Annotated in this window: 18 protein-coding genes; 15 read left to right on the forward strand and 3 right to left on the reverse strand. The window is 68.9% G+C overall.

Going from position 1 to position 25388, the window contains the following annotated elements; translation table 11 throughout:
* Nucleotides 1-130: 130 nt before the first annotated feature.
* The 7 genes from mdh to GDR74_RS02560 all read left to right on the forward strand — a co-directional run bounded on the left by mdh (nucleotide 131) and on the right by GDR74_RS02560 (nucleotide 9754).
* On the forward strand, nucleotides 131-1093 hold the full coding sequence (gene mdh / locus GDR74_RS02530) for a malate dehydrogenase (RefSeq protein WP_152584826.1): 963 nt from the start codon (nucleotides 131-133) through the stop codon (nucleotides 1091-1093).
* A gap of 97 nt (nucleotides 1094-1190) precedes the next feature.
* Nucleotides 1191-2390: an ADP-forming succinate--CoA ligase subunit beta gene (sucC, locus tag GDR74_RS02535; protein WP_152584827.1), complete on the forward strand. Its 1200-nt coding sequence runs from the start codon at nucleotides 1191-1193 to the stop codon at nucleotides 2388-2390.
* Between the two features lie 11 nt (nucleotides 2391-2401).
* Nucleotides 2402-3289 carry a succinate--CoA ligase subunit alpha gene (gene sucD / locus GDR74_RS02540; RefSeq protein ID WP_152584828.1) on the forward strand — a complete coding sequence of 296 codons (888 nt, stop codon included), beginning with the start codon at nucleotides 2402-2404 and terminating at the stop codon, nucleotides 3287-3289.
* A 60-nt stretch (nucleotides 3290-3349) separates the two neighbouring features.
* The gene (locus GDR74_RS02545; RefSeq protein ID WP_152584829.1) at nucleotides 3350-6310 is read left to right on the forward strand and encodes a 2-oxoglutarate dehydrogenase E1 component; all 2961 of its coding nucleotides are present in this window, start codon (nucleotides 3350-3352) and stop codon (nucleotides 6308-6310) included.
* Nucleotides 6311-6373: 63 nt separating this feature from the next.
* Nucleotides 6374-7603 (forward strand): 2-oxoglutarate dehydrogenase complex dihydrolipoyllysine-residue succinyltransferase, encoded by a 1230-nt coding sequence (gene odhB, locus GDR74_RS02550; protein WP_152584830.1) that lies wholly within the window; start codon nucleotides 6374-6376, stop codon nucleotides 7601-7603.
* 120 nt (nucleotides 7604-7723) lie between these two features.
* Complete coding sequence (gene lpdA / locus GDR74_RS02555; RefSeq protein WP_152584831.1) at nucleotides 7724-9124, forward strand: dihydrolipoyl dehydrogenase; 1401 nt, start codon at nucleotides 7724-7726, stop codon at nucleotides 9122-9124.
* A 9-nt stretch (nucleotides 9125-9133) separates the two neighbouring features.
* Complete coding sequence (locus GDR74_RS02560) at nucleotides 9134-9754, forward strand: thymidine kinase (protein WP_152584832.1); 621 nt, start codon at nucleotides 9134-9136, stop codon at nucleotides 9752-9754.
* A 511-nt stretch (nucleotides 9755-10265) separates the two neighbouring features.
* On the opposite strand, the gene GDR74_RS02565 is transcribed toward GDR74_RS02560, so the two are convergent.
* The gene (locus GDR74_RS02565; RefSeq protein WP_152584833.1) at nucleotides 10266-11243 is read right to left on the reverse strand and encodes a tyrosine recombinase XerC; all 978 of its coding nucleotides are present in this window, start codon (nucleotides 11241-11243) and stop codon (nucleotides 10266-10268) included.
* A 55-nt stretch (nucleotides 11244-11298) separates the two neighbouring features.
* Here GDR74_RS02565 and GDR74_RS02570 point away from each other — a divergent pair, with 55 nt between their 5' ends.
* The 7 genes from GDR74_RS02570 (at nucleotide 11299) to GDR74_RS02600 (ending at nucleotide 19284) form a co-directional block, all read left to right on the forward strand.
* Complete coding sequence (locus tag GDR74_RS02570) at nucleotides 11299-13461, forward strand: primosomal protein N' (RefSeq protein WP_152584834.1); 2163 nt, start codon at nucleotides 11299-11301, stop codon at nucleotides 13459-13461.
* A gap of 29 nt (nucleotides 13462-13490) precedes the next feature.
* Nucleotides 13491-14051, forward strand: coding sequence for a histidine phosphatase family protein (locus GDR74_RS02575; RefSeq protein ID WP_152584835.1), 561 nt, complete (start codon nucleotides 13491-13493; stop codon nucleotides 14049-14051).
* Nucleotides 14052-14267: 216 nt separating this feature from the next.
* Nucleotides 14268-14840, forward strand: coding sequence for a F0F1 ATP synthase subunit delta (locus tag GDR74_RS02580; protein ID WP_152584836.1), 573 nt, complete (start codon nucleotides 14268-14270; stop codon nucleotides 14838-14840).
* Nucleotides 14840-16369, forward strand: coding sequence for a F0F1 ATP synthase subunit alpha (atpA, locus tag GDR74_RS02585; protein ID WP_152584837.1), 1530 nt, complete (start codon nucleotides 14840-14842; stop codon nucleotides 16367-16369). Before GDR74_RS02580 ends, atpA begins: the two co-directional genes overlap by 1 nt.
* A gap of 51 nt (nucleotides 16370-16420) precedes the next feature.
* Nucleotides 16421-17293, forward strand: coding sequence for a F0F1 ATP synthase subunit gamma (locus GDR74_RS02590; RefSeq protein ID WP_152584838.1), 873 nt, complete (start codon nucleotides 16421-16423; stop codon nucleotides 17291-17293).
* A gap of 22 nt (nucleotides 17294-17315) precedes the next feature.
* Nucleotides 17316-18770 carry a F0F1 ATP synthase subunit beta gene (atpD, locus tag GDR74_RS02595; protein ID WP_152584839.1) on the forward strand — a complete coding sequence of 485 codons (1455 nt, stop codon included), beginning with the start codon at nucleotides 17316-17318 and terminating at the stop codon, nucleotides 18768-18770.
* Between the two features lie 112 nt (nucleotides 18771-18882).
* Nucleotides 18883-19284 (forward strand): F0F1 ATP synthase subunit epsilon, encoded by a 402-nt coding sequence (locus GDR74_RS02600; RefSeq protein WP_152584840.1) that lies wholly within the window; start codon nucleotides 18883-18885, stop codon nucleotides 19282-19284.
* 1245 nt (nucleotides 19285-20529) lie between these two features.
* On the opposite strand, the gene putA is transcribed toward GDR74_RS02600, so the two are convergent.
* Entirely contained in the window at nucleotides 20530-23625 is a 3096-nt protein-coding gene (putA, locus tag GDR74_RS02605) for a bifunctional proline dehydrogenase/L-glutamate gamma-semialdehyde dehydrogenase PutA (RefSeq protein WP_152584841.1), read from the reverse strand.
* Nucleotides 23626-23736: 111 nt separating this feature from the next.
* On the opposite strand from putA, the gene GDR74_RS02610 reads away from it, so the two are divergent.
* Entirely contained in the window at nucleotides 23737-24198 is a 462-nt protein-coding gene (locus tag GDR74_RS02610; RefSeq protein ID WP_152584842.1) for an Lrp/AsnC ligand binding domain-containing protein, read from the forward strand.
* Between the two features lie 55 nt (nucleotides 24199-24253).
* On the opposite strand, the gene GDR74_RS02615 is transcribed toward GDR74_RS02610, so the two are convergent.
* A complete protein-coding gene (locus GDR74_RS02615; protein ID WP_152584843.1) occupies nucleotides 24254-25249 on the reverse strand; it encodes a TerC family protein in 996 nt (331 codons plus the stop codon).
* Nucleotides 25250-25388: the final 139 nt, after the last annotated feature.

Consider the following 25388-nt stretch of genomic DNA (forward strand, 5'->3'; position numbering starts at 1 on the left):
GTTAGCCGGCAATTTAACCCTCAAACCCTTGCGGATTAACCTTTTGCTGGCTTGAAGCGGCCCCATTTCTCGTGTCAAACAGCGCCACCTTCTAAAGGCTCGCGCCTCCATACAATCCAAGGATACATCCATGGCTCGTTCCAAGATCGCGCTCATCGGCGCCGGCCAGATCGGCGGCACGCTCGCCCATCTGGCAGGCTTGAAGGAACTCGGCGACGTCGTCCTCTTCGACATCGCGGACGGCATTCCTCAGGGCAAGGGTCTCGACATCGCCGAGTCCGCCCCGGTCGATGGGTTCGACGCCAGCTATGCGGGCGCCAACGACTACGCCGCCATCGAGGGCGCGGACGTCGTGATCGTGACCGCCGGCGTGCCGCGCAAGCCGGGCATGAGCCGCGACGATCTTCTCGGCATCAACCTGAAGGTCATGGAAGCGGTCGGCAACGGCATCAAGCAGTACGCCCCGAACGCCTTCGTCATCTGCATCACGAACCCGCTCGACGCCATGGTCTGGGCGCTGCAGAAGTTCTCGGGCGTGAAGCCCGAAAAGATCGTCGGCATGGCCGGCGTGCTCGATTCCGCCCGCTTCCGCCACTTCCTGGCGGAGGAGTTCAACGTGTCGGTGAAGGACGTCACCGCCTTCGTGCTCGGCGGCCACGGCGACGACATGGTGCCGCTCGTGCGCTACTCCACCGTCGCCGGCATTCCGCTCCCCGACCTGGTGAAGATGGGCTGGACGAGCCAAGAGAAGCTCGACGCCATGGTCGAGCGCACCCGCAAGGGCGGCGGCGAGATCGTCAACCTGCTCAAGACCGGCTCCGCCTTCTATGCTCCGGCCGCGTCGGCCATCGCCATGGCCGAGAGCTACCTCAAGGACAAGAAGCGCGTCCTGCCCTGCGCCGCCTACCTGACCGGCCAGTACGGGGTGAAGGACATGTTCGTCGGCGTGCCGATCGTGATCGGCGCGAAGGGCGTCGAGCGCATCGTCGAGGTCGAGTTCACCGGCGAGGAGAAGGCGATGTTCGCCAAGTCCGTCGCTTCGGTGCAGGGCCTCGTGGATGCCTGCAAGCAGATCAATCCGGCGTTGAAGTGAGGCGGATGGTGAGTGGGGCGTGGACAGGTCCCCTGCTTCGCGATCCCGCTCCCCTTTCCCCTTCGCCACGACCCATTCGCCTTAAAGGTGCGAACACATGAACATCCATGAATATCAGGCCAAGGCCATCCTGAAGGAGTTCGGCCTCCCCGTGTCCCGGGGCAAGGCCATCTTCTCCCCCGACGAGGCCGAGGCGGCCGCGAAGGAGCTCGGCGGCCCGCTCTGGGTCGTCAAGTCCCAGATCCACGCGGGCGGCCGCGGCAAGGGCAGGTTCAAGGAGGCCGCCGCCGGCGAGAAGGGCGGCGTGCGCCTCGCCAAGTCCGTCGACGAGGTGAAGGAATTCGCGCGTCAGATGCTCGGCAACACCCTCGTCACCGTGCAGACGGGCGAGGCCGGCAAGCAGGTCAACCGTCTCTACATCGAGGACGGCTCCGACATCGAGACCGAATTCTACCTCTCCATGCTGGTCGACCGCGCCACGAGCCGCATCGCCTTCGTCGTCTCGACGGAAGGGGGCATGGACATCGAGCAGGTGGCGCACGACACCCCTGAGAAGATCCTCACCTTCTCGGTCGATCCCGCGACGGGCGTGATGCCGTTCCACGGCCTCAAGGTCGCCAAGGCGCTCGGTCTCAAGGGGCCGCTCGCCAAGGAGGCCCAGGACCTCGTGACGAAGCTCTACGCGGCCTTCGTCGCGAAGGACATGTCGATGCTCGAGATCAACCCGCTGATCGTCACCAAGGACGGCCACCTCAGGTGCCTCGACGCGAAGGTCTCCTTCGATTCCAACGCGCTCTACCGCCATCCCGAGGTCATGGAGCTGCGCGACCTGACGGAGGAGGACGAGAAGGAGATCGAGGCCTCCAAGTACGACCTCGCCTACATCGCGCTCGACGGCACCATCGGCTGCATGGTCAACGGCGCGGGCCTCGCCATGGCGACGCTCGACATCATCAAGCTCTACGGCGAGGAGCCGGCGAACTTCCTCGACGTCGGCGGCGGCGCTTCGGAAGAGAAGGTGACGGCGGCGTTCAAGATCATCACCGCCGACCCGAACGTGAAGGGCATCCTCGTCAACATCTTCGGCGGCATCATGAAGTGCGACGTGATCGCCCGCGGCGTCCTGGCGGCGGTGAAGGCGGTGGGTCTGCAGGTTCCGCTGGTGGTGCGCCTCGAGGGCACCAACGTGGAAGAGGGCAAGACCATCATCCGCGAATCCGGCCTCAACGTCATCCCGGCGGACGACCTCGACGACGCCGCCCAGAAGATCGTGAACGCCGTGCGCGGCGGGAAGTAAGGTTACGCCCGATGTCCATCCTCATCGACAAGAACACCAAGGTCATCTGCCAGGGCTTCACCGGCAAGAACGGCACCTTCCATTCCGAGCAGGCCATCGCCTACGGCACCAAGATGGTCGGCGGCACCTCGCCGGGCAAGGGCGGCTCGACCCATCTGGGCCTGCCCGTCTTCGACACGGTCATGGAAGCGCGCGAGAAGACCGGCGCCGATGCGTCGGTGATCTACGTGCCGCCTCCGGGCGCGGCGGATGCGATCTGCGAGGCGATCGACGCCGAGATCCCGCTCATCGTCTGCATCACGGAGGGCATTCCGGTGCTCGACATGGTGCGCGTGAAGCGCGCGCTGGAGGGCTCCAGGTCGCGCCTCATCGGCCCGAACTGCCCCGGCATCGTGACGGCGGGCGAGTCGAAGATCGGCATCATGCCGGCCAACATCTTCAAGCCGGGCTCGGTCGGCATCGTCTCCCGCTCCGGCACGCTCACCTACGAAGCCGTGTTCCAGACCACCAACGAGGGCCTCGGCCAGACCACCGCCGTCGGCATCGGCGGCGACCCGGTGAAGGGCACCGAGTTCATCGAGGTGCTCGACATGTTCCTCTCCGATCCGAAGACCGAATCGATCGTCATGATCGGCGAGATCGGCGGCTCGGCCGAGGAGGAGGCCGCCGAATTCATCGCCCGCGAGGCGAAGAAGGGCCGCAAGAAGCCCATGGTCGGGTTCATCGCCGGCCGCACGGCCCCGCCCGGGCGCCGCATGGGCCATGCGGGCGCCATCATCTCGGGCGGCAAGGGCGGCGCCGAGGACAAGATCGCGGCCATGGAGGCGGCGGGCATCCGCGTGTCGCCTTCGCCCGCGCGCCTTGGAAAAACCTTGGTTGAGGTTCTGAAAGGCCGATAAAGCCGCCGGCCGCCCCGGAAGGCTGGGGCGGCCCTTCGCATCGTTTGATCGAGTATTGCCATGGCACGCCAGGACGCCAACGAGACTTTCCTCAACACCGCCTTCCTCTACGGGGCGAACGCGCCCTACATCGAGGAGCTCTACGCCCGCTACCAGAACGATCCCGCCTCGGTGGATCAGGAGTGGCAGGCCTTCTTCGGGGCGCTCAAGGACGACCGGCAGGCGGTCGCCCAGAATGCCCGCGGTGCGTCCTGGAAGAAGCCGAACTGGCCGCTCGCCGCCAACGGGGAGCTGATCTCCGCCCTCGACGGCAACTGGGCCCAGGTCGAGAAGGCGGTCGGCGACAAGATCAAGGCCAAGGCGGCCGAGAAGGGCGCCGAGATGAGCCAGGAGCAGGTGCTCCAGGCGACCCGCGACTCGGTTCGCGCGATCATGCTGATCCGCGCCTACCGGGTGCGCGGCCATCTCCACGCGAAGCTGGACCCGCTCGGCATCAACCCCCGCCCGAACGACCAGGAGCTGCACCCCTCCCACTACGGCTTCACCGAGGCCGACTGGGACCGCAGGATCTTCCTCGACAACGTTCTCGGGCTCGAATTCGCGACGATCCGCGAGATCGTGGCGATCCTGGAGCGCACCTACTGCCAGACCCTCGGCGTCGAGTTCATGCACATTTCCGATCCCGCCGAGAAGGCGTGGATCCAGGAGCGCATCGAGGGGCCGGACAAGGAGATCACCTTTACCCGCGAGGGCAAGCGGGCGATCCTCAACAAGCTCGTCGAGGCGGAGGGCTTCGAGAAGTTCCTCGACCTGAAGTACACCGGCACCAAGCGCTTCGGCCTCGACGGCGGCGAGTCGCTGATCCCGGCGCTTGAGCAGATCATCAAGCGCGGCGGCAACCTCGGCGTGAAGGAGATCGTGCTCGGCATGGCCCACCGCGGCCGCCTGAACGTGCTCACCCAGGTCATGGGCAAGCCGCACCGGGCGCTCTTCCACGAGTTCAAGGGCGGCTCCTTCGCGCCCGACGACGTGGAGGGATCCGGCGACGTGAAGTACCATCTCGGCGCGTCGTCCGACCGGTCCTTCGACGGCAACAACGTGCATCTCTCGCTCACCGCCAACCCGTCGCATCTCGAGATCGTCGATCCGGTGGTGCTCGGAAAGGTGCGCGCCAAGCAGGACCAGCACGGCTGCACGCCGGACAACCGCACCGCCGTCATGCCGCTCCTCATCCACGGCGACGCGGCCTTCGCGGGCCAGGGCGTGGTGGCGGAGTGCTTCGGCCTCTCGGGCCTGCGCGGCCACCGCACCGGCGGCTCGATCCACTTCATCATCAACAACCAGATCGGCTTCACCACCGATCCGCGCTTCTCGCGCTCCTCGCCCTATCCGTCCGACGTGGCGAAGATGGTCGAGGCGCCGATCTTCCACGTGAACGGGGACGATCCGGAAGCGGTGGTCTTCGCGGCGAAGGTCGCCACCGAGTACCGCCAGAAGTTCCAGAAGCCGGTCGTCATCGACATGTTCTGCTACCGGCGCTTCGGTCACAACGAGGGCGACGAGCCTTCCTTCACCCAGCCGCTGATGTACCGGAAGATCCGGTCCCATCCGACCATCGTCGAGCTCTACACCAAGAAGCTCCTGGCGGAAGGCGCCGTGACCGAGGCCGAGGTCGAGGAGATGAAGAGCGCCTGGCGCTCGAAGCTCGAGGCCGAGTTCGACATCGCCCAGAACTACAAGCCCAACAAGGCCGACTGGCTCGACGGCCGCTGGGCGGGCCTCAAGGCCGTGCGCGAGGACCATGACGATCCGCGGCGCGGCCAGACCGGCGTCCCGGTCGAGACCCTCAAGGACATCGCGAAGGCACTGACGACCATCCCGGAGGGCTTCCACGTCCACCGCACGATCCAGCGCTTCCTCGACAACCGCAAGAAGATGATCGAGACCGGCGAGGGCATCGACTGGGCGACCGCGGAGGCGCTCGCCTTCGGCTCGCTCCTGCTCGAAGGCCACCGCGTGCGCCTCTCCGGCCAGGACGTCGAGCGCGGCACCTTCTCGCAGCGCCATTCGGTGCTGGTCGACCAGGAGAACGAGGAGCGCTACACGCCCCTCAACCACATCCGCGAGGACCAGGCCCGCTACGAGGTCATCAACTCGATGCTCTCGGAGGAGGCGGTGCTCGGCTTCGAGTACGGCTATTCCCTCTCCGAGCCGAACGCGCTGGTGCTCTGGGAGGCCCAGTTCGGCGACTTCGCGAACGGCGCGCAGGTGGTGTTCGACCAGTTCATCTCCTCCGGCGAGCGCAAGTGGCTGCGCATGTCGGGCCTCGTCTGCCTGCTGCCGCACGGCTACGAGGGGCAGGGGCCCGAGCACTCCTCCGCCCGCCTCGAGCGCTATCTGCAGATGTGCGCCGAGGACAACATGCAGGTGGCGTACTGCTCGACCCCGTCGAACTACTTCCACATCCTGCGCCGGCAGCTGAAGCGCGACTTCCGCAAGCCGCTGATCCTCATGACGCCCAAGTCGCTGCTGCGCCACAAGCGGGCCGTGTCGTCCTTGAGTGCGATCTCCGAGGGCACCTCGTTCCATCGCGTCCTGCAGGACGACGCCCAGCGCCTTTCCGACGGCGTCAAGCTCGTCAAGGACGACAAGATCCGGCGGGTGGTGATCTGCACCGGCAAGGTCTACTACGACCTCTACGAGGAGCGGGAGAAGCGCGGGATCGACGACGTCTACCTGATGCGCGTGGAGCAGCTCTATCCGTTCCCGGCCAAGTCCCTCGCGGCGGAGCTCGCCCGCTTCAAGAAGGCCGACGTGGTGTGGTGCCAGGAGGAGCCCAAGAACATGGGGTCCTGGACCTTCGTCGAGCCCTATCTGGAATGGGTGCTCAAGACCGCCGGCTCCAAGGTGGACCGCCCGCGCTACGTGGGCCGCGCCGCCTCCGCCGCCACCGCCACCGGCCTGATGTCCAAGCATCTGGCGCAGCTGCAGGCTTTCCTCGACGAGGCTTTCGCGGCTTGAATGCCGCGAGAGACCTCATCCCCTTTCCCACGGGCCGAGCGGCCCTGAAACGACAAGACGACCATGGCAACCGAAATCCGCGTACCCACCCTCGGTGAATCCGTTTCAGAGGCCACCATCGGCCGCTGGTTCAAGAAGCCCGGCGATCCGGTGAAGGCCGACGAGCCCGTGCTGGAGCTCGAGACGGACAAGGTGACCCTCGAGGTCAACGCCCCCGTCAGCGGCACGCTCGGCGACATCCTCGCCAAGGACGGCGAGACGGTCACCCCCGGCGCGGTGCTCGGCTCGGTGATCGAGGGCGCCGCCGCCGCCGCGCCCGCGCCCAAGGCGGAGGCCCCGAAGGCCGAGGCTCCGAAGGCTGCTCCGGCTCCCGCCGCCGCGCCGGCTGCCGCGCCCGGCGCCGCCAAGGACCACGGTCCCGCCGTCGCCCGCCTCGCCGCCGAGAGCGGCGTGAGCCCCGCCGCCGTCGCCGGCACGGGCAAGGACGGCCGCGTCACGAAGGGCGACATGCTCGCCGCGATCGCCACCGGCGCCGCCGCCGCGCCCGCCCCGGCCCCGGTGCAGGTGCGCGCTCCCTCCGCGCCCGACGATGCCGCGCGCGAGGAGCGCGTGCGCATGACCAAGCTGCGCCAGACCATCGCGCGCCGCCTGAAGGACGCCCAGAACACCGCCGCCATGCTCACCACGTTCAACGACGTGGACATGAGCGCGGTCATGGCGCTGCGCAGCCAGTACAAGGACGTGTTCGAGAAGAAGCACGGCACGAAGCTCGGCTTCATGGGCTTCTTCACCAAGGCGGTGATCCAGGCCCTCAAGGACGTCCCGGCCGTGAATGCCGAGATCGACGGCCAGGACATCGTCTACAAGAACTACTACCACATCGGCATCGCGGTCGGCACCGACAAGGGGCTCGTGGTGCCGGTGGTGCGCGACGCGGACCTCCTGTCGGTCGCCGGGATCGAGAAGAAGATCGCCGATTTCGGCCGCCGCGCCCGCGACGGCAAGCTCTCCATCGAGGAGATGCAGGGCGGCACCTTCACCATCACCAACGGCGGCATCTACGGCTCGCTCATGTCGACGCCGATCCTCAACGCGCCGCAATCGGGCATCCTCGGCATGCACCGCATCGAGGAGCGCCCGGTCGTGCGCAACGGCCAGATCGTGGCGCGGCCGATGATGTATCTCGCGCTCTCCTACGACCACCGAATCGTCGACGGCAAGGAAGCCGTGACCTTCCTCGTGCGGGTCAAGGAGGCCCTGGAGGATCCGGCGCGCCTCGTTCTCGATCTGTAAGAAACGCCGTCAATTCAGCGTCACGGCCGGGCCCGTCCCGGCCATCCACGCCTTCAAGCCTTCGGACAAGCCGTGGATGCCCGGATCGGGTCCGGGCATGGCGTTAAGCGGAGACAAGACATGTCCTACGATCTCATCGTCATCGGCACCGGCCCCGGCGGCTATGTGTGCGCCATCCGCGCCGCGCAGCTCGGCCTCAAGACGGCCGTGGTGGAGAAGCGCAAGACCCATGGCGGCACCTGCCTCAACGTGGGCTGCATTCCCTCCAAGGCGCTGCTCCACGCCTCGCACATGTTCGAGGAAGCGCGCGATCATTTCGAGCATCTCGGTATCGGCGTTTCCGCGCCGAAGCTCGATCTGAAGAAGATGCAGGCCTTCAAGCAGGAGGGCGTCGACGGCAACACCAAGGGCGTGGAGTTCCTGCTCAAGAAGAACAAGATCGATGCCTTCCACGGCACCGCGCGGATCGCCGCCGCGGGCCAGGTGGAGGTGACCGGGGAGGACGGCTCCAACCAGATCCTCCAGACCCGGAACATCGTCATCGCGACGGGATCCGACGTCACGCGCCTGCCCGGCATCGAGATCGACGAGAAGACGGTCGTCTCCTCGACCGGCGCGCTCGAGCTCGCGAGCGTGCCGAAGCGCCTCGTGGTGATCGGCGCCGGCGTGATCGGCCTCGAACTCGGCTCGGTCTGGCGGCGTCTCGGCTCGGAAGTGACGGTGGTGGAGTATCTCGACCGGATCCTGCCCGGCATGGACGGCGAGGTCGCCAAGAACTTCCAGCGCATCCTTTCCAAGCAGGGCTTCCAGTTCAAGCTCGGCGCCAAGGTCACGAAGGTCGAGAAGGGTCCGAAGGGCGCAACCCTCACCTTCGAGCCGGCCGCCGGCGGCGCCGCGGAGACCCTCGAGGCCGACGTGGTGCTCGTCGCCGTCGGCCGCGTTCCCTACACGCAGGGCCTCGGCCTCGAGGAGCTGGGCGTGCAGAAGGACGCCCGGGGGCGCATCCTCACCGACGCGCACTTCTCCACCAACGTCACCGGCATCTATGCCATCGGCGACGTGATCGCGGGCCCCATGCTCGCCCACAAGGCCGAGGACGAGGGCGTCGCGGTGGCCGAGATCCTCGCCGGCAAGGCGGGCCACGTGAACTACGACGTGATCCCGAGCGTCGTCTACACGTTCCCGGAGGTCGCTTCCGTCGGCAAGACGGAGGAGGAGCTCAAGGCGGCGGGTATCGCCTACAATGCCGGCAAGTTCCCCTTCACCGCGAACGGCCGCGCCAAGGTGAACCGCACCACGGACGGCTTCGTGAAGATCCTGGCCGACGCCGCGACCGACAAGGTGCTCGGCGTGCACATCATCGGGCCGGAGGCGGGCAACCTCATCCACGAGGCCGCCATCGCCATGGAGTTCGGCGCCTCCTCCGAGGACATCGCCCGCACCTGCCATGCGCACCCGACGCTCGCGGAAGCTGTGAAGGAAGCGGCTCTCGCAGTGGAGAAGCGCGCCATTCACATGTAGTCTCGGGGCATGGCGAAGCTCCATTTCATCTACTCTGTGATGAACGCGGGAAAGACCACGCATCTCCTGCAGGTTCGTCACAACTACATCGAGAACGGCGGCCACGTGCTGCTGTTCACGAGCCTGATCGACGACCGCTTCGGCGTCGGCAAGGTGAGATCCCGCATCGGCCTCGAGGCCGATGCGATCCCCGTGAGGAAGACGGACGACATCGCCGCCATCGTGGCGGCCGAACATGCCGAAAAGCCCGTGACGGCCGTGCTGATCGACGAGGTTCAGTTCATGACCGCCGATCAGGTCCGTCAGCTCGCCTGGATCGTCGACGAGCTGAACGTGCCGGTCATGGCCTATGGACTCAAGAACAACGTCTACGGCACGCTCTTCAGCGATGCGATCGCGACGATCATGGCGCTGGCCCAGGACTTTCAGGAAATCAAGCAGCTCTGCCATTGCGGCCGCAAGGCGACGATGATCCTGAAATTCGATCCCAACGGCGAGGCCGTGCGCTTCGGCCCCGTGATCGAGATCGGCGGCGAGAACCGCTACGTGTCCGTGTGCCGCCCGCACTGGACCGCCGGCGACATCGGCCCGGCCGCACGTCAGCTGCTGGGGCGGATCGCGGCGGAGTAGCCGGAAGCCAGCGTATCGCGCGCAAAAGAGCGCAGGAAATCCGTCGCCTTTCCGCCGCTCCCATCGTCATTCCGGGGCGCCGCAGGCGAGCCCGGAAGCCATAACCGCCGGCGTTGCAGAGCGGAAAACCATGACCGCCACTGCGGCTCGTCCTGCTCCGTCAGCGGCGGTGGGTTCCGGGTTCCGCTTCGCGGCCCCGGAAGGACGAGAACGCGGTCGCGGAATGGAGCATTTTCAGGAGAAGTGGGCACCGGTTCTCCGTCCGAAAATGCGGCAAACCAAGAGCTTCTGAGCGGAGTGCGATTCCATCGAAGCGCAATCCGCTCTAGTGCGGAGGCGCTGCGCCTCCCGTTCCCGTCCCCTGTCTCCGATCTGCGCATGAGACATGAGAGAAGCGGATCGGGGATGTTCCCGGGATCCGTGGGGGAAGGGAACACGCCACCCTGTGCCTGCGGCGCGCGACCTCTCTGCGGGAGGAAGGAGCGGAACGGAGGCGCAAAGGCTCCCGGGTCTATTTCGTCCTTGCCCTTGGATGCGCCGCGTCGAAGGCGTCCATCAATCGTGCCGCGTCCACCTTGGTGTAGAGCTGCGTGGTCGAGAGCGAGGCGTGCCCGAGCAACTCCTGGATGCCGCGCAGGTCGCCGCCCTTGGCGAGGAGGTGGGTGGCGAAGGAGTGGCGCAGGGCGTGGGGCGTCGCGCTCTCCGGCAGGCCTAAGGAACCGCGCAGCTCCTCGACCGCCAGCTGGACGATGCGCGGCGACAGCGGGCCGCCCCGGGCCCCGACGAAGAGCGGGCCTTCCGGCGGCACCGCGTAGGGGCACAGGCGCAGGTAGTCCTCCACGGCGCGCTGGATCGGCGGAATCACCGGAACGCTGCGCATCTTGCCGCCCTTGCCGATCACCGTGACCGAATCGATGCCGTTCACCGGCGCGTCCCGGCGCCGGAGGCCGAGGGCCTCCGAGATGCGCAGGCCCGCCCCGTAGAGGAGCGAGAGCACCGCCGCGTCCCGCGCCAGGATCCAGGGCTTCCGGTCGCTCCCCGCCCGCGTCTCGGTGTCCGTCACCGCCACGGCGGCGGAGGCCGATAGGGGGCGCGGCAGGTTCCGGTCCACCTTCGGCGTGCGGATCGCCGCGAAGGCGGAGGCGGTGCCGTGGCCCTCCCGCTCGAGATGCCGCGCGAAGGAGCGGAGCGCCGCGAGCTGGCGCATGAGCGAGCGGCTCTGCACCGCGCCCATGCGCCGGGCGGCCAGGAAGGAGCGGATGTCGAGGGGCTTCAGCGCCAGGATCGCCCCGACGGAGGGCGGCTCCCCGAGATGGCCGGTGAGGAAGGTCAGGAACTGCCGCAGGTCGCGGCCATAGGCCTCGACCGTCTTCGGCGAGAGCCGGCGCTCCTTCGCCAGGGAGGCGAGCCACTGCAGCGCCTCCCGGCGCGTGTCGGCGGCGCCGGGGAATGCAGGATCGGGGGACGTCCGGGAATCGCTGCTTGACATGGTCCCGCTTTGTGCAAGGCAGACAGGATCGCAGGGACAGGTTAATCCGATCCGAATGACGAGCCATATCGCCGATGTCCTCATTCCCCTGGCACTGGACACGGCCTACAGCTACGCGGTGCCCGACGGGCTCCCCCTCCGGGAGGGGGACGTGGTGCAGGTGCCGCTCGGCACCCGCGAGGTGGCCGGCGTGGTCTGGAGCCTCCGGCCGGGCTCGGGCGCCAACTTCAAGTCCGTCGCGGGAAGGATCGAGGCTCCCCCCCTGTCGCCGCAGATGCGCCGGTTCCTCGACTGGGTGGCCTGGTACACCCTCGCCCCCAAGGGGTCGGCCCTCGCCATGGGCCTCAAGCTGGCGGACGGGGAGCGGCCCGAGGCGGTCCGGGTCGGCGTCCGCCTCGCCGGCGCGCCGCCCAGGCGCATGACCCCCGCCCGGCAGCGGGTCGTCGCGCTGGCGGGGGACGGGCTCGTGCGCCTCAAGCGGGAGCTGGCCCAGGAGGCCGGCGTCAGCATCGGCGTCGTCGACGGGCTGATCGACGAGGGAACGCTGGAGACCGTGGCCCTCCTCGCGGAGCCGGTGGCCGAGAGCCCCGACCCGGACTTTTCCCGCAATCATCTCTCGGAGGACCAGCGGGCCGCGGCCGAAGCCCTGGCGGGCACGCTCTCCGAGACGCCGGCGCCCGTGACGCTCCTCGAGGGCGTCACCGGCTCGGGCAAGACCGAGGTCTATTTCGAGGCGGTGGCCGAGGCCGTCCGGCAGGGGCGCCAGGCCCTGATCCTGATGCCGGAGATCGCCCTCACGGCCCAGTTCCTCGACCGGTTCGCGGCCCGGTTCGGCGTGAAGCCCGCCACCTGGCATTCGGGCGTGACGGGCCGCAAGCGCGAGAGGCTCTATGCGGGCATCGCCTCCGGCGAGGTGAAGGTGGTGGCGGGCGCCCGCTCGGCCCTGTTCCTGCCCTATGCCAGGCTCGGCCTCATCGTCGTCGACGAGGAGCACGAGACCGCCTACAAGCAGGAGGACGGGGTCCACTACCATGCCCGCGACATGGCGGTGGTACGCGGGCGGATCGAGAACGCCGCCGTCGTCCTGGCCTCCGCGACCCCCTCCATCGAGACCCGGGTCAATGCCGCGCGCGGCCGCTACCGCCATGTGCGGCTGCCCGAGCGATTCGGCGGGCGGCAGCTTCCGCGCATCCGCGCCGTCGACCTGCGGCGGGAGCAGATCCCGCGCGGGCGGTGGCTCTCGCCCTCCCTGATCGCGGCCATGGAGGAGAGCCTGGGGCAGGGGGAGCAGGTGCTCCTGTTCCTCAACCGGCGGGGCTATGCGCCGCTCACCCTCTGCCGGGCCTGCGCCCATCGCTACGAATGCCCCAACTGCTCCGCCTGGCTCGTGGAGCACCGCTTCCGCCGCTCCCTCGTCTGCCATCATTGCGGCCATGTGGAACGCACGCCGCAGGCCTGCATCGCCTGCGGCAGCGTCGATTCGCTGGTCTCCTGCGGCCCGGGGGTGGAGCGGATCGCCGAGGAGGTGGCGGAGCTGTTCCCGGAGAAGCGCGGCATCGTGCTCTCCAGCGACTTCCCCGGCGGCACGGAGCGCCTGCGGCGGGAACTCGCCGCCATCGCGGCGGGGGAGTTCGACATCGTCATCGGCACCCAGCTGGTGGCCAAGGGGCACAATTTCCCGCTCATGACCCTCGTGGGCGTGCTCGACGCCGATATCGGCCTGACCTCCGGCGATCCCCGGGCCGCGGAGCGGACCTTCCAGCTCCTCCAGCAGGTGACGGGCCGCGCCGGGCGCGGGGAGAAGCCCGGCCGCGCCCTGGTCCAGACCTGGCAGCCGGACCATCCGGTCATCGCGGCGCTCGTCTCGGGCGATGCGGAGCGGTTCTACCGGGAGGAGACCCGGGTGCGCGAAATGGCGGGCCTGCCCCCCTTCGGCCGCCTGGCCTCCCTCATCGTGTCCGCCGCCGAGCGGGAGGCGGCGGAAGCCCATGCCCGCGCCATGGCCAAGGTGGCCGAGCCGCCTCCGGGCGTGACGGTCCTCGGCCCCGCCGAGGCGCCGCTTGCGCTGATCCGGGGCCGTTACCGCTTCCGCCTTCTCGTGAAGACCGAGCGGGAGGTGGACCTTCAGGGCTACCTGCGCGCCTGGATGGCGCGCTGCCCGAAGGTCAGGGGGAACACCCGCGTCGCCATCGACGTGGACCCGCAGAGCTTTTTGTGATCCATCGTCCCAGACGCCCGGGAGAAGCCATGCCGAAGATCGTCCACTGCATCCGCCACGGCCAGTCCACCTTCAACGCCCATTTCGCCGAGACCGGCTGCGACCCCATGCACCCCGACGCCCCCCTGACGGAGCTGGGCCGCCGGCAGGCGGCCGAGCGGGCGGCGGAGCTCAGGCAGCATCCCTATGAGCTGGTGGTCACCTCGCCCCTGACGCGCGCCATCCAGACGGCCCTGGGCCTGTTCGGGAATCACCCCGCGGCGCCGCCGATCCTGGTGGAGGGCCTGCACCGGGAGTTCCTGGAGAGCAGCTGCGACGTCGGCCGCCCGCCGACGCTCCTGGCCCAGGACTTTCCGCACCTCTCGTTCGACCATCTGGACGAGGTCTGGTGGCACAACGACGGGGAGCCGGACGAGCGCGGCTTCGTCTGCGAGCCGGCCGAGACCCTGGCGGACCGGGTCCGCCGCTTCCGCGGCTGGCTCGCGGCCCGGCCGGAGCGGTTCATCGCCGTCGTCGGCCACGGAACGTTCTTCTATCACCTGACCGGACGGCAGCTGCAGAACTGCGAGGTGGCGACCCTCACGCTCTAGCCTGGAAGCCCGTTCCGCCCTCCGCGGCGGACCGGCCGCGGCTCGCGGCCCGCCTCGCCTTGCGCCTGCGGAAAACCCATGCTAGTGCACCGCTGCCTGACGGGCGGAGCGACGTCCCCTCTGGCTCATTTCCACCGACCTGACGGGTTTCCCGAGAGAGCCTCCCCAGCGGCTCGGCCGGTTCGAAGCCCGTAAGACTTGAGAGAGACGATTTAAGTGGCGCACAGCGGTTCGCAAGAAGGACCCCTCCTGTCGGGCGTTGCCATGCGCTACGCCTCGGCGCTGTTCGAACTCGCTCAGGAAGCGAATGCCGTGGACGCCGTGGCCGGCGACCTCGGCCGTTTCGAACGGCTGATCCAGGAAAGCGCGGATCTGCAGCGCCTGATCCGCAATCCCATCTTCACGGCGGAAGAGCAGGCGGCCGCCATCGGCGCCATCCTCGACCGGACCGGCATTTCCGGCCTCGCGGGCAACTTCATCCGGCTCGTGGCGTCCAAGCGCCGCCTTTTCGCCCTGCCGGACATGATCCGCGCCTACGGCAACCTGGTGGCCGATGCCAAGGGCATCGTCCGCGCCCAGGTCGTCCTGGCGGAGGAGCCCTCCGACAAGGTCATGAACGACATCAAGGCGGCGCTGCGCGACGTCGCTAAGGCTGACGTCGCCCTCGACGTCAAGATCGACCCGAGCCTCATCGGCGGGCTGATCGTGAAGATCGGCTCCCGCATGGTGGACGCCTCGGTGCGCACCAAACTCAATTCCATTCGTCTAGCGATGAAAGAGGTCCGCTGATGGACATTCGAGCCGCTGAGATCTCCGCGATCCTCAAAGAGCAGATCAAGAACTTCGGCACCGAGGCCGAGGTCACCGAAGTCGGTCAGGTCCTGTCCGTCGGCGACGGCATCGCCCGCTGCTACGGCCTCGACAAGGTTCAGGCCGGCGAAATGGTCGAATTCGAGAGCGGCGTGCGCGGCATGGCGCTCAACCTCGAGTCCGACAACGTCGGCGTCGTGATCTTCGGCTCGGACCGCGAGATCGCCGAAGGCCAGACCGTGAAGCGCACGGGCGCCATCGTGGACGTGCCGGTCGGCAAGGGCCTCCTCGGCCGCGTCGTCGACGCCCTCGGCAACCCCATCGACGGCAAGGGTCCGATCCAGGCGACCGAGCGCCGTCGCGTGGACGTGAAGGCCCCGGGCATCATTCCGCGCAAGTCCGTGCACGAGCCGATGGCGACGGGCCTGAAGGCGATCGACGCCCTCATCCCGGTCGGCCGCGGCCAGCGCGAGCTCATCATCGGCGACCGCCAGACCGGCAAGACCGCCATCGCCCTCGACACGATCCTGAACCAGAAGCCCCTCAACCAGGGCAACGACGAGTCGCAGAAGCTCTACTGCGTCTACGTCGCGATCGGCCAGAAGCGGTCGACCGTCGCCCAGTTCGTGAAGGTCCTGGAGGAGAACGGCGCGCTCGAGTACTCCATCGTCGTGGCCGCCACCGCGTCCGACCCGGCGCCGATGCAGTTCCTGGCGCCCTTCGCCGGCTGCGCCATGGGCGAGTACTTCCGCGACAACGGCATGCATGCGGTGATCGTGTACGACGACCTGTCGAAGCAGGCCGTCGCCTACCGCCAGATGTCGCTGCTCCTGCGCCGTCCGCCGGGTCGCGAGGCCTATCCGGGCGACGTGTTCTACCTGCACTCCCGCCTGCTGGAGCGCGCCGCGAAGCTCAACGACGAGCACGGCGCCGGCTCGCTGACCGCCCTCCCGGTCATCGAGACCCAGGCGAACGACGTGTCCGCCTACATTCCGACCAACGTGATCTCGATCACCGACGGCCAGATCTTCCTCGAGACGGACCTGTTCTACCAGGGCATCCGCCCGGCGGTGAACGTCGGCCTCTCCGTGTCGCGCGTGGGCTCCTCGGCCCAGACGAAGGCGATGAAGAAGGTCGCCGGCAAGATCAAGGGCGAGCTCGCCCAGTATCGCGAGATGGCGGCCTTCGCCCAGTTCGGCTCCGACCTCGACGCCACGACGCAGCGCCTGCTCAACCGCGGCTCGCGCCTCACCGAGCTCCTGAAGCAGCCGCAGTTCTCGCCGCTGAAGATGGAGGAGCAGGTGGCGGTGATCTACGCCGGCGTGAACGGCTACCTCGACTCGCTGCCCCTGAACCGGGTCCGCGCCTTCGAGGACGGGCTGCTTGGCACGCTGCGCAGCAAGCACGCCGACATCCTGGAAGCGATCCGGACCAGCAGGGACCTGACCAGCGAGACCGAGGCGAAGCTCAAGGACGCCGTCCAGGCCTTCGCCAAGACCTTCTCGTAAGGACCTTCTCGTAAGCTTCAACCGGGTCTCCGGAGAGGATAGGGCCGCTCGATGCCGAGCTTGAAAGACCTTCGCAACCGCATCGCCTCCGTGAAGGCGACGCAGAAGATCACCAAGGCCATGCAGATGGTGGCCGCCGCGAAGCTGCGCCGCGCGCAGAGCGCGGCGGAGGCCGCGCGTCCCTACGCGGAGCGCATGGCCGCGGTCCTCGGCAACCTCGCGTCCGGCATCACCGTCGGGCCCGAGACGCCGCGGCTCCTGGCCGGCACGGGCTCCGACCGGGTGCATCTCCTGATCGTCTGCACGGCCGAGCGCGGCCTGTGCGGCGCCTTCAACTCCTCCATCGCGCGCCTTGCCCGCGAGCATGCCAACCGGCTGATGGCGGAGGGGAAGACGGTCAAGATCATCTGCGTGGGCAAGAAGGGCTACGACATCCTGCGTCGCCAGTTCGGGCAGCAGATCATCGAGTTCGTCGACCTGCGCGCCGTGCGCCAGATCGGGTTCGAGCAGGCCGAGCAGATCGCCCAGAAGGTGCTCGCGCTCTTCGAGCAGGGCGAGTTCGACGTCGCGACGCTGTTCTACTCGCGCTTCCGCTCGGTGATCGCCCAGATCCCGACGGCGCAGCAGATCGTTCCGGCGCAGATCGAGTCCGGCAGCCGCTCCACGGACGCGGTCTACGACTACGAGCCCGACGAGGGCGAGATCCTGGCCACGCTCCTGCCGCGGAACCTCACGGTGCAGATCTTCCGCGCGCTCCTGGAGAATGCCGCCTCCGAGCAGGGCGCGCGGATGAGCGCCATGGACAACGCGACCCGCAACGCGGGCGAGATGATCAGGAAGCAGACGATGACCTACAACCGGTCGCGTCAGGCGATGATCACCAAGGAACTGATCGAAATCATTTCGGGCGCCGAGGCGCTCTGACGACATCCGAGAGGAGCCAATCATGGCCAATACCGCCAATACTGCCGGCAAGCCGACCGGACGCATCACCCAGGTCATCGGCGCCGTCGTCGACGTCCAGTTCGACGGCCACCTGCCCGAAATCCTGAACGCCCTCGAGACCGAGAACCAGGGCAACCGCCTCGTGCTCGAGGTGGCGCAGCAGCTCGGCGAGAACACCGTCCGCTGCATCGCCATGGACACCTCCGAGGGCCTCGTGCGCGGCCAGGAGGTCGTGGACACCGGCGCGCCGATCTCTGTGCCCGTCGGCGACGCCACCCTGGGCCGCATCATGAACGTGATCGGCGAGCCTGTGGACGAGGCCGGCCCCATCGTCGGCGAGTCCATGCGCGCCATCCACCAGCCCGCTCCGTCCTATGCCGAGCAGGCGACCGAGGCGCAGATCCTCGTCACCGGCATCAAGGTCGTGGACCTGCTGGCGCCTTATGCCAAGGGCGGCAAGATCGGCCTCTTCGGCGGCGCCGGCGTCGGCAAGACCGTGCTGATCATGGAGCTCATCAACAACGTGGCGAAGGCCCACGGCGGCTACTCCGTGTTCGCCGGCGTCGGCGAGCGCACCCGCGAGGGCAACGACCTCTATCACGAGATGATCGAGTCCCGCGTGAACGTCGATCCCCGCGAGAAGGGCTCCGCCGCCGGCTCCAAGTGCGCCCTGGTCTACGGCCAGATGAACGAGCCTCCGGGCGCCCGCGCCCGTGTCGCGCTGACCGGCCTCACCGTCGCCGAGCACTTCCGCGACCAGGGCCAGGACGTGCTGTTCTTCGTGGACAACATCTTCCGCTTCACCCAGGCGGGCTCCGAGGTGTCGGCGCTTCTCGGCCGCATCCCCTCGGCGGTGGGCTACCAGCCGACCCTCGCCACCGACATGGGCGCCCTGCAGGAGCGCATCACCACGACGACCAAGGGCTCGATCACCTCGGTGCAGGCCATCTACGTGCCGGCCGACGACCTGACCGACCCGGCCCCGGCGACCTCCTTCGCCCACCTCGACGCCACGACCGTGCTCTCGCGCTCCATCGCCGAGAAGGGCATCTACCCGGCGGTGGACCCGCTCGACTCCACCTCGCGCATGCTCTCGGCCGCCATCGTCGGCGAGGAGCACTACACCGTCGCCCGCCAGGTGCAGCAGGTGCTCCAGCGCTACAAGGCGCTGCAGGACATCATCGCGATCCTGGGCATGGACGAGCTCTCCGAAGAGGACAAGCTCACCGTCGCCCGCGCGCGCAAGATCGAGCGCTTCCTCAGCCAGCCGTTCCACGTGGCGGAAGTGTTCACCGGCTCGCCCGGCAAGCTCGTCGCCCTCGAGGACACCATCAAGGGCTTCAAGGGCCTGGTGAACGGCGACTACGACCACCTGCCGGAGGCCGCCTTCTACATGGTCGGCACCATCGAGGAGGCCGTCGAGAAGGCGCAGCGCCTCGCGGCCGAGGCGGCCTGAGCCGTCCGAAACGATCCCTCCGGGCAGGTTCCCCTGCCCGGAGAACCTGACGCATCTCCACCAGAACGTTCTCCGGCTTCCGCTTCGTGCGGCCGGGTGACGAGGGGCTGACATGGCGACCTTCACCTTCGAACTCGTCTCTCCCGAGCGCGTGCTGTTCTCAGGGCCCGTCGACGCGGTCGTGCTGCCGGCCATCGAGGGCGACATGACGGTTCTCGCCGGCCACGCGCCGATGATGACGGCCCTCAAGACCGGCTTCCTCGTCGTCACCGACTCGCCCGGCAACGGCAAGCGCATCCTCATCCGTGGCGGCTTCGCCGACATCAACCGGAACGGCCTCACCGTGCTGGCGGAAAAGGCTCTCCCTGCCGAGGAGCTGACCCAGGAGGTGCTCGACCGGGAGATCCTGCAGGCGGAAATGCAGTACGACGCCACCAACGACCTCGCCGCCAAGCACGCCGCGGAGGCCGCGGTGGCGCAGCTCAGGGAAGCCAAGGCGGCTCTCAACTACTGATCCACCGACAACCCGGCCCCGAGCCGGGTTTTTCTTTTCAGGAACCCGCCCGCATCCGGGAACCGCCACCCGAAGACAGGGCCGTCGCGCGCGCTCCCCTGCGCATCCCGACACTCCCCCTTTCGCGGGTCCCGAATCCGCCCGGGCCGCGCCACCGCACCGGCCGTGTCCCGGCGCCTCCCGGTAAGCGCCGCCGCACCCTCTCCCTCCCTTGCGGGGGAGAGCTGGAGGGGGGGGTGCGGGCGCCTCGCTCCGGAATCGTGGCGCCGGCCCCCACCCTGGCCCTTCCCCTCGCAAGCCGGGTGCTCCCGACTTGCGCATTGAGAGAGCCGATCCCGGGAACACCCGGGACCGGCGGGGAGGGAATGCGCCCCTCTTCCCTCGCCCTCCGTCATTCCGGGGCGCCGCAGGCGAGCCCGGAAGCCATCACCCCTGCGGTGCGGGGCGAAGACGCCGCGGCGGCCGCCGTCCGGACAGGCGGGCCCCTCGAAGCGTGCCCCGCGACGGCAACGGCTCTCCCGCTGCGCGTCCCGGCAGGGTGCGTCCGCGATAATGTTCCGCTTTCGTTCTTGACAGCGGCACCAAGCTCGGCTATATCGTAACCCATCCCGTCCCGCCGAGGGGCGCGCTCGCGAGGCGTCGCCGAATGCGGGGACGGGACCGGTCCCGCGCCCGCGCGCCACGCACGCGCCGGCCGCGGGCGGCCCCGGCACCGCCGGGGCTCCGGGCCGTCCGGCGCCGCCGGCGTTCGTCAACGCCGCCCCGCGTCCGGGCCATCCCCGGAGCCTCCGCCGCCGGTCCGCCGGAAAAGAACCGGGCGCGATGACGCTGCGGCTCATTGCCTTCACCCCTTCCTTCCCCCGAGCCGGAGCGATCCTCGTGCCCCCTCGACCCCGCCGCCCCTCCGGGCCCACGCGCCCGGAGGACGCGGCGGCGTGCGTGCTTCTCGCGTCTCTCCTTCCGGCGGCATGGCCGGGCCGGTCCGGTCGGACGGCGGTGCGCGGGAGGCGCGGCGCGTTCCCTTCCCCTTGCGGGGCGGCTTGCGGGGAGGGATTAAGGGTGAGGGTGGCAGCGCCAGCCTCTCGAGCGAGGCGCCCACACCCCCTTCTCCAACTCTCCCCCGCAAGGGGGAGAGGGCGCGATGGCGCCGCCCGTGCACTCCGCGATCCGGGGAGGAGGAGAGGGCGCGGGAGGCGGCTTCCCGGAAGCGTCGGCGAACCGCGCGCGTGAGAGGAAGGCCTGCGCCTATTCTCCCATGGCGATGAGAGTCGCGTTCCCGCCGGCCGCCGCCGTGTTGACGGTGACGGTCTGTTCCGTGGCGAAGCGCAGGAGGTAGTGGGGGCCGCCCGCCTTCGGGCCGGTGCCGGACAGTCCATGGCCGCCGAAGGGCTGAACGCCGACGACCGCGCCGATCATGTTCCGGTTCACGTAGACGTTGCCGACCGAGAGGCGGTCGGCGATCCGCTGCACGGTGGCGTCGATGCGGGAGTGGATGCCCAGCGTCAGGCCATAGCCGGTAGCCTCGATGGCGCGGAGCATGTCGTCCAGCCGGTCCGCCCGGTAGCGGACCACGTGCAGGATCGGCCCGAACACCTCCTCCGCCAGGGCCTCCGGCCGGTCGAGCTCGAAGATGTGCGGCGCCACATAGGTCCCGGCCGCGGGCGCCTCGCCCGCATAGCGGACCTTGGCGGAGCGGGTCATCGCCCGCACATGGGCCTCGAGCCGCTCCTTCGCCTCCGCGTCGATCACGGGGCCGATATGGGTCGAGACCTCGCGCGGATCGCCGAGCTTCAGCTCCCGCGCGCTGCCGGCGATCATCTCGATCATGCGGTCCGCCACGTCGTCCTGCACGAAGAGGAGGCGGAGGGCCGAGCAGCGCTGGCCTGCGGAGCGGAAGGCCGACATGACCACGTCGTCCGCCACCTGCTCCGGCAGGGCGGTGGCGTCCACGATCATCCCGTTGATGCCCCCCGTCTCCGCGATCAGCGGGACGATGGCGCTGTCCTTGGCGGCGAGGGTGCGGTTGATGATGCGCGCCACCTCCGTCGAGCCGGTGAACACCACCCCGGCGGCAAGGGGGCTCTCCACGAGCCGCGCGCCGACGCGCCCGTCGCCGGGCACAAGGTGGAGGGCCGAGGCGGGAACGCCCGCCTCGTGCAGGATCCGCACGGCGAGGGCCGCGATCAGGGGCGTCTGCTCGGCCGGCTTCGCCACGACCGCGTTGCCCGCCACGAGGGCCGCGGTCACCTGGCCGAGGAAGATGGCGAGCGGGAAGTTCCAGGGGGAGATGGCCACGAAGACCCCGCGCCCCCTGAGCCGCAGCACGTTGCTCTCGCCGGTGGGCCCGGGCATCGGCTCGCCCTCGCCGAAGAGCGTCCTGCCCTGGGCGGCGTAGTAGCGGCAGAAATCCACCGCCTCCCGCACCTCCGAGACGGCGTCGTCGAGGGTCTTGCCCGCCTCGACCTGGAGCAGGTGGAGCAGGGCGCCGCGCCGCTCCTCCAGGAGGTCGGCGGCGCGGAGCAGGGCCTTGGCCCGGGTCTCGGCGGGCGTGCGGCTCCAGGCGGAGAAGCCCGCCTGCGCGGCGGCCATGGCCCGGTCGGCCGTCTCGGGCGAGGCCTCCGTCACCTCGCCGACGAGGGTGGTGCCGTCGATGGGGCTGAGGAGGGTGCGCTTCTGCCCGGCGCCGGGCCTTCCGTCGACCAGCGGCTCGGCGCGGCAGGCCTGCCGGGCCCCCTGCGCGATCTCCGCGAGGAGCCCTTCGAGAGAGGCGCGGTGGCCGAACTCCACGCCCCGGGAATTGGCGCGGCCCGGCCCGTAGAGGTCCCGGGGGAGGGGAAGCTTGGGATGGCGCGCCCTGTCGGGGGAAACGACGATGTCGGCCGGGCGCTTGAGGAGGACCTCCACCGGAACGTTCTCGTCCGCGGCCACGGAGACGAAGGAGGAGTTCGCGCCGTTCTCGAGGAGGCGCCGGACGAGATAGGCGAGGAGGTCGCGGTGGCCTCCCACCGGGGCATAGGTCCGGCAGGCGAGGCCCGGCTCGTCCTCCAGCAGGCGCGCATAGAGCGCCTCGCCCATGCCGTGCAGGCGCTGGAACTCGTAGCCCTCCGTCCCGCCGGCGCGCTCGATGATCGAGGCGACGGTGAGCGCGTTGTGCGTCGCGAACTGCGGATAGATCCGGGGGCGCAGCTTCAGCAGCTTCTCGGCGCAGGCCATGTAGTTGAGGTCCGTCATCGCCTTGCGGGTGAAGACGGGATAGTCGTCGAGGCCGCGCTCCTGGGCGCGCTTGATCTCCGTGTCCCAGTAGGCGCCCTTGACGAGGCGCACCATCATGCGCCGGTCGTAGCGCTCCGCCATGGCGGCGATGGCGTCGATCACCGCGCCGGCGCGCTTCTGGTAGCCCTGGATGGCGAGGCCGAAGCCGCTCCAGTCGGCGAGCGACGGATCGGCCAGGACCGCCTCGATCACCTCGAGCGAGAGCTCGAGCCGGTCCGCCTCCTCCGCGTCCACCGTGAAGTTGAGATCGTAGGCCTTGGCCTTCTGCGCCAGCTCGATCACCAGGGGCACCAGCTCGCGCATCACGCGCTCCCGGCTCGTCGCCTCGTAGCGCGGGTGCAGGGCGGACAGCTTGACCGAGATGCCCGGCCGGTTCGGCAGCGGCTCGTTGCCGGCGGAGCGGCCGATGGCGTCGATGGCGGAGGCGTAGGATTCGAAGTAGCGGCGGGCGTCCTTCGCCGTGCGGGCGCCCTCGCCCAGCATGTCGAAGGAATAGCGGTAGAGCCGGCCCTTGCCGGAGCCCGCCCGCTTCAGGGCCTCGTCGATGGTCTGGCCCAGGACGAAGTGGTTGCCCATCACCCGCATGGCCTGGCGGGTCGCGGTCCGCACGGCGGGAAGGCCGAGGCGCTTGGTGAGCTGGCGGAGGATGCCCTCCGGGGTCTCGCCGGGCTGGATGATCCGGGCCGTGATGCCGAGCGCCCAGGCCGAGGCCGAGACGAGGAAGGCGTCGGACTTGGCCTCGTGGCCGGCGAAGTCGGCCTGGCCCAGCTTGTCCTCGATGAGCCGGTCGGCGGTCGCCGCATCGGGCACCCGAAGCAACGCTTCCGCCAGGACCATCAGGGCGAGCCCCTCCTTGGTGGAGAGCGCGTATTCCCGCAGCATCTCCTCCACGCCCCCGAGACCGCCGCCCTTGGCCCGGATCGCCTCGATCAGGCGCCGGGCCCGCCGGTCGATCTGCCGCTCCCGCTCCGGCGACAGGCGCGCATCCGCCAGGAGCCGGGCAGCGATGGCCTTGTCATCCTCCGCGTAAGGGGGGGTGAAGGACGTGGCGATGGGGGCTTGGTGCATGGCGTTCTCCCTGAGGACGGCGGATCATAGGAGAGAGGCGGCCGGGTTTCGATGGCAATTTGTCGCCCCGTGCCTTAAGAAAGCAGGCCAAAGGGCGGAGTCGGCGTGAGAATGGCGGAAATCGACCGGATCGATCGAAGGATCCTGAAGCTTCTCCAGAGCGACGGCCGGATCGCGACCGTCGAGCTGGCCGAGAAGGTCGGCCTCTCCCCCACCTCCACGGGCGAGCGGGTGAAGCGGCTCCAGCGGGAGGGCTACATCGCAGGCTTCGGCGCGCGCCTCGATCCCCGCCGCCTCGGGCTCGAGCTCCTGGTCTTCGTGGAGGTCTCCCTCGACAAGACCACCCCCGACGTCTTCGAGAGGTTCGCCGACGCGGTGCGCCGCGCGCCCGAGGTGCTGGAGTGCCACATGGTCGCCGGGGGCTTCGACTACCTGGTCAAGACCCGCGTCGCGGACATGGCCGCCTACCGGCGCTTCCTGGGCGAGATCCTCCTGGCCCTCCCGGGGGTCAAGGAGACCCGGACCTATGCGGTGATGGAGGAGGTGAAGAGCGACGGGCTGCTGCCGGTCTGACGGAGCCTGCCGCCTGCGTCCGGGAGGGCCGGGCGGGCCCTCCCGGTTTCCTCCGTCAGCGCTGCATCGGCCCGGCCGCCGCCGGTTCGCCGCGCGTCTTCCAGAGGCTCCATGCCACGCCCGCGGCGAGGATGCCGAAGGTGACGCCGAGGGACACCGCCGCCGGGAGCTTGTCGAGCCCGAAGGCGTCGGCCAGGAAGATCTTGGCGCCGATGAAGATCAGCACCAGGGCGAGGGCGTACTTGAGATAGTGGAAGCGGTGGACCATCGCCGCCAGGGCGAAGTAGAGCGCGCGCAGCCCGAGGATCGCGAAGATGTTCGACGTGTAGACGATGAACGGGTCGGTGGTGATGGCGAAGATGGCGGGCACCGAGTCCACCGCGAACACCACGTCCGCGATCTCGATGAGGACCAGGGCCAGGAACAGCGGCGTCATGAACCAGGCGGGCCTGCCCGTCCTCGGATGCGGCTTCCTCACGAAGAAGTGTTCGCCGTGCTGCTCGTCCGTCACGTTGAAGTGCCGGCGCATGAAGCGCAGCACCGGATTCCTGGCGATGTCGTATTCCTTGTCCGAGAACGCGATCATCTTCACGCCGGTGGCGATCAAGAACGCCGCGAAGATGTAGAGCACCCACGAGAACTGCGAGATCACGGCCGCGCCGAAGCCGATCATGACGGCGCGCAGCACGATGACCCCGAGGATGCCCCAGAACAGCACCCGGTGCTGGTAGATCCGCGGCACGGCGAAGAAGCCGAAGATCATGGCGATGACGAAGACGTTGTCCATCGCCAGCGCCTTCTCGACCGCGAAGCCGGTCAGGTAGTTGAGGCCCGCTTCCGGGCCGAGCGACCACCAGACGAAGCCGCCGAAGAGCAGGCCGAGCGCGATGTAGAAGGTGCTGAGGAGCAGGCTCTCGCGCACGCCGATTTCCCGGCTGGTGCGATGAAACACGCCCAGATCGAGGGCGAGGAGCGAAAGGACGATTCCGATGAAGGCAAGCCACATCCAGAGGGGCTTGCCGAGCCAGACGGCGAGCAGGATTTCGAGCATGACCGAACCCGTGTGTTGAACCCGTCGGTTCCGACATCGCGGATGCGTCCCGCATCCGCCAGAGGGGCCCGGCCACCGACGCCTCCCACATGGGTAGGACTTCCGCCCGGATCAAGGGCGGGGAGCGCTCACGAGGATG

The sequence above is a fragment of the Microvirga thermotolerans genome (assembly GCF_009363855.1).
Lineage (GTDB): Bacteria > Pseudomonadota > Alphaproteobacteria > Rhizobiales > Beijerinckiaceae > Microvirga > Microvirga thermotolerans.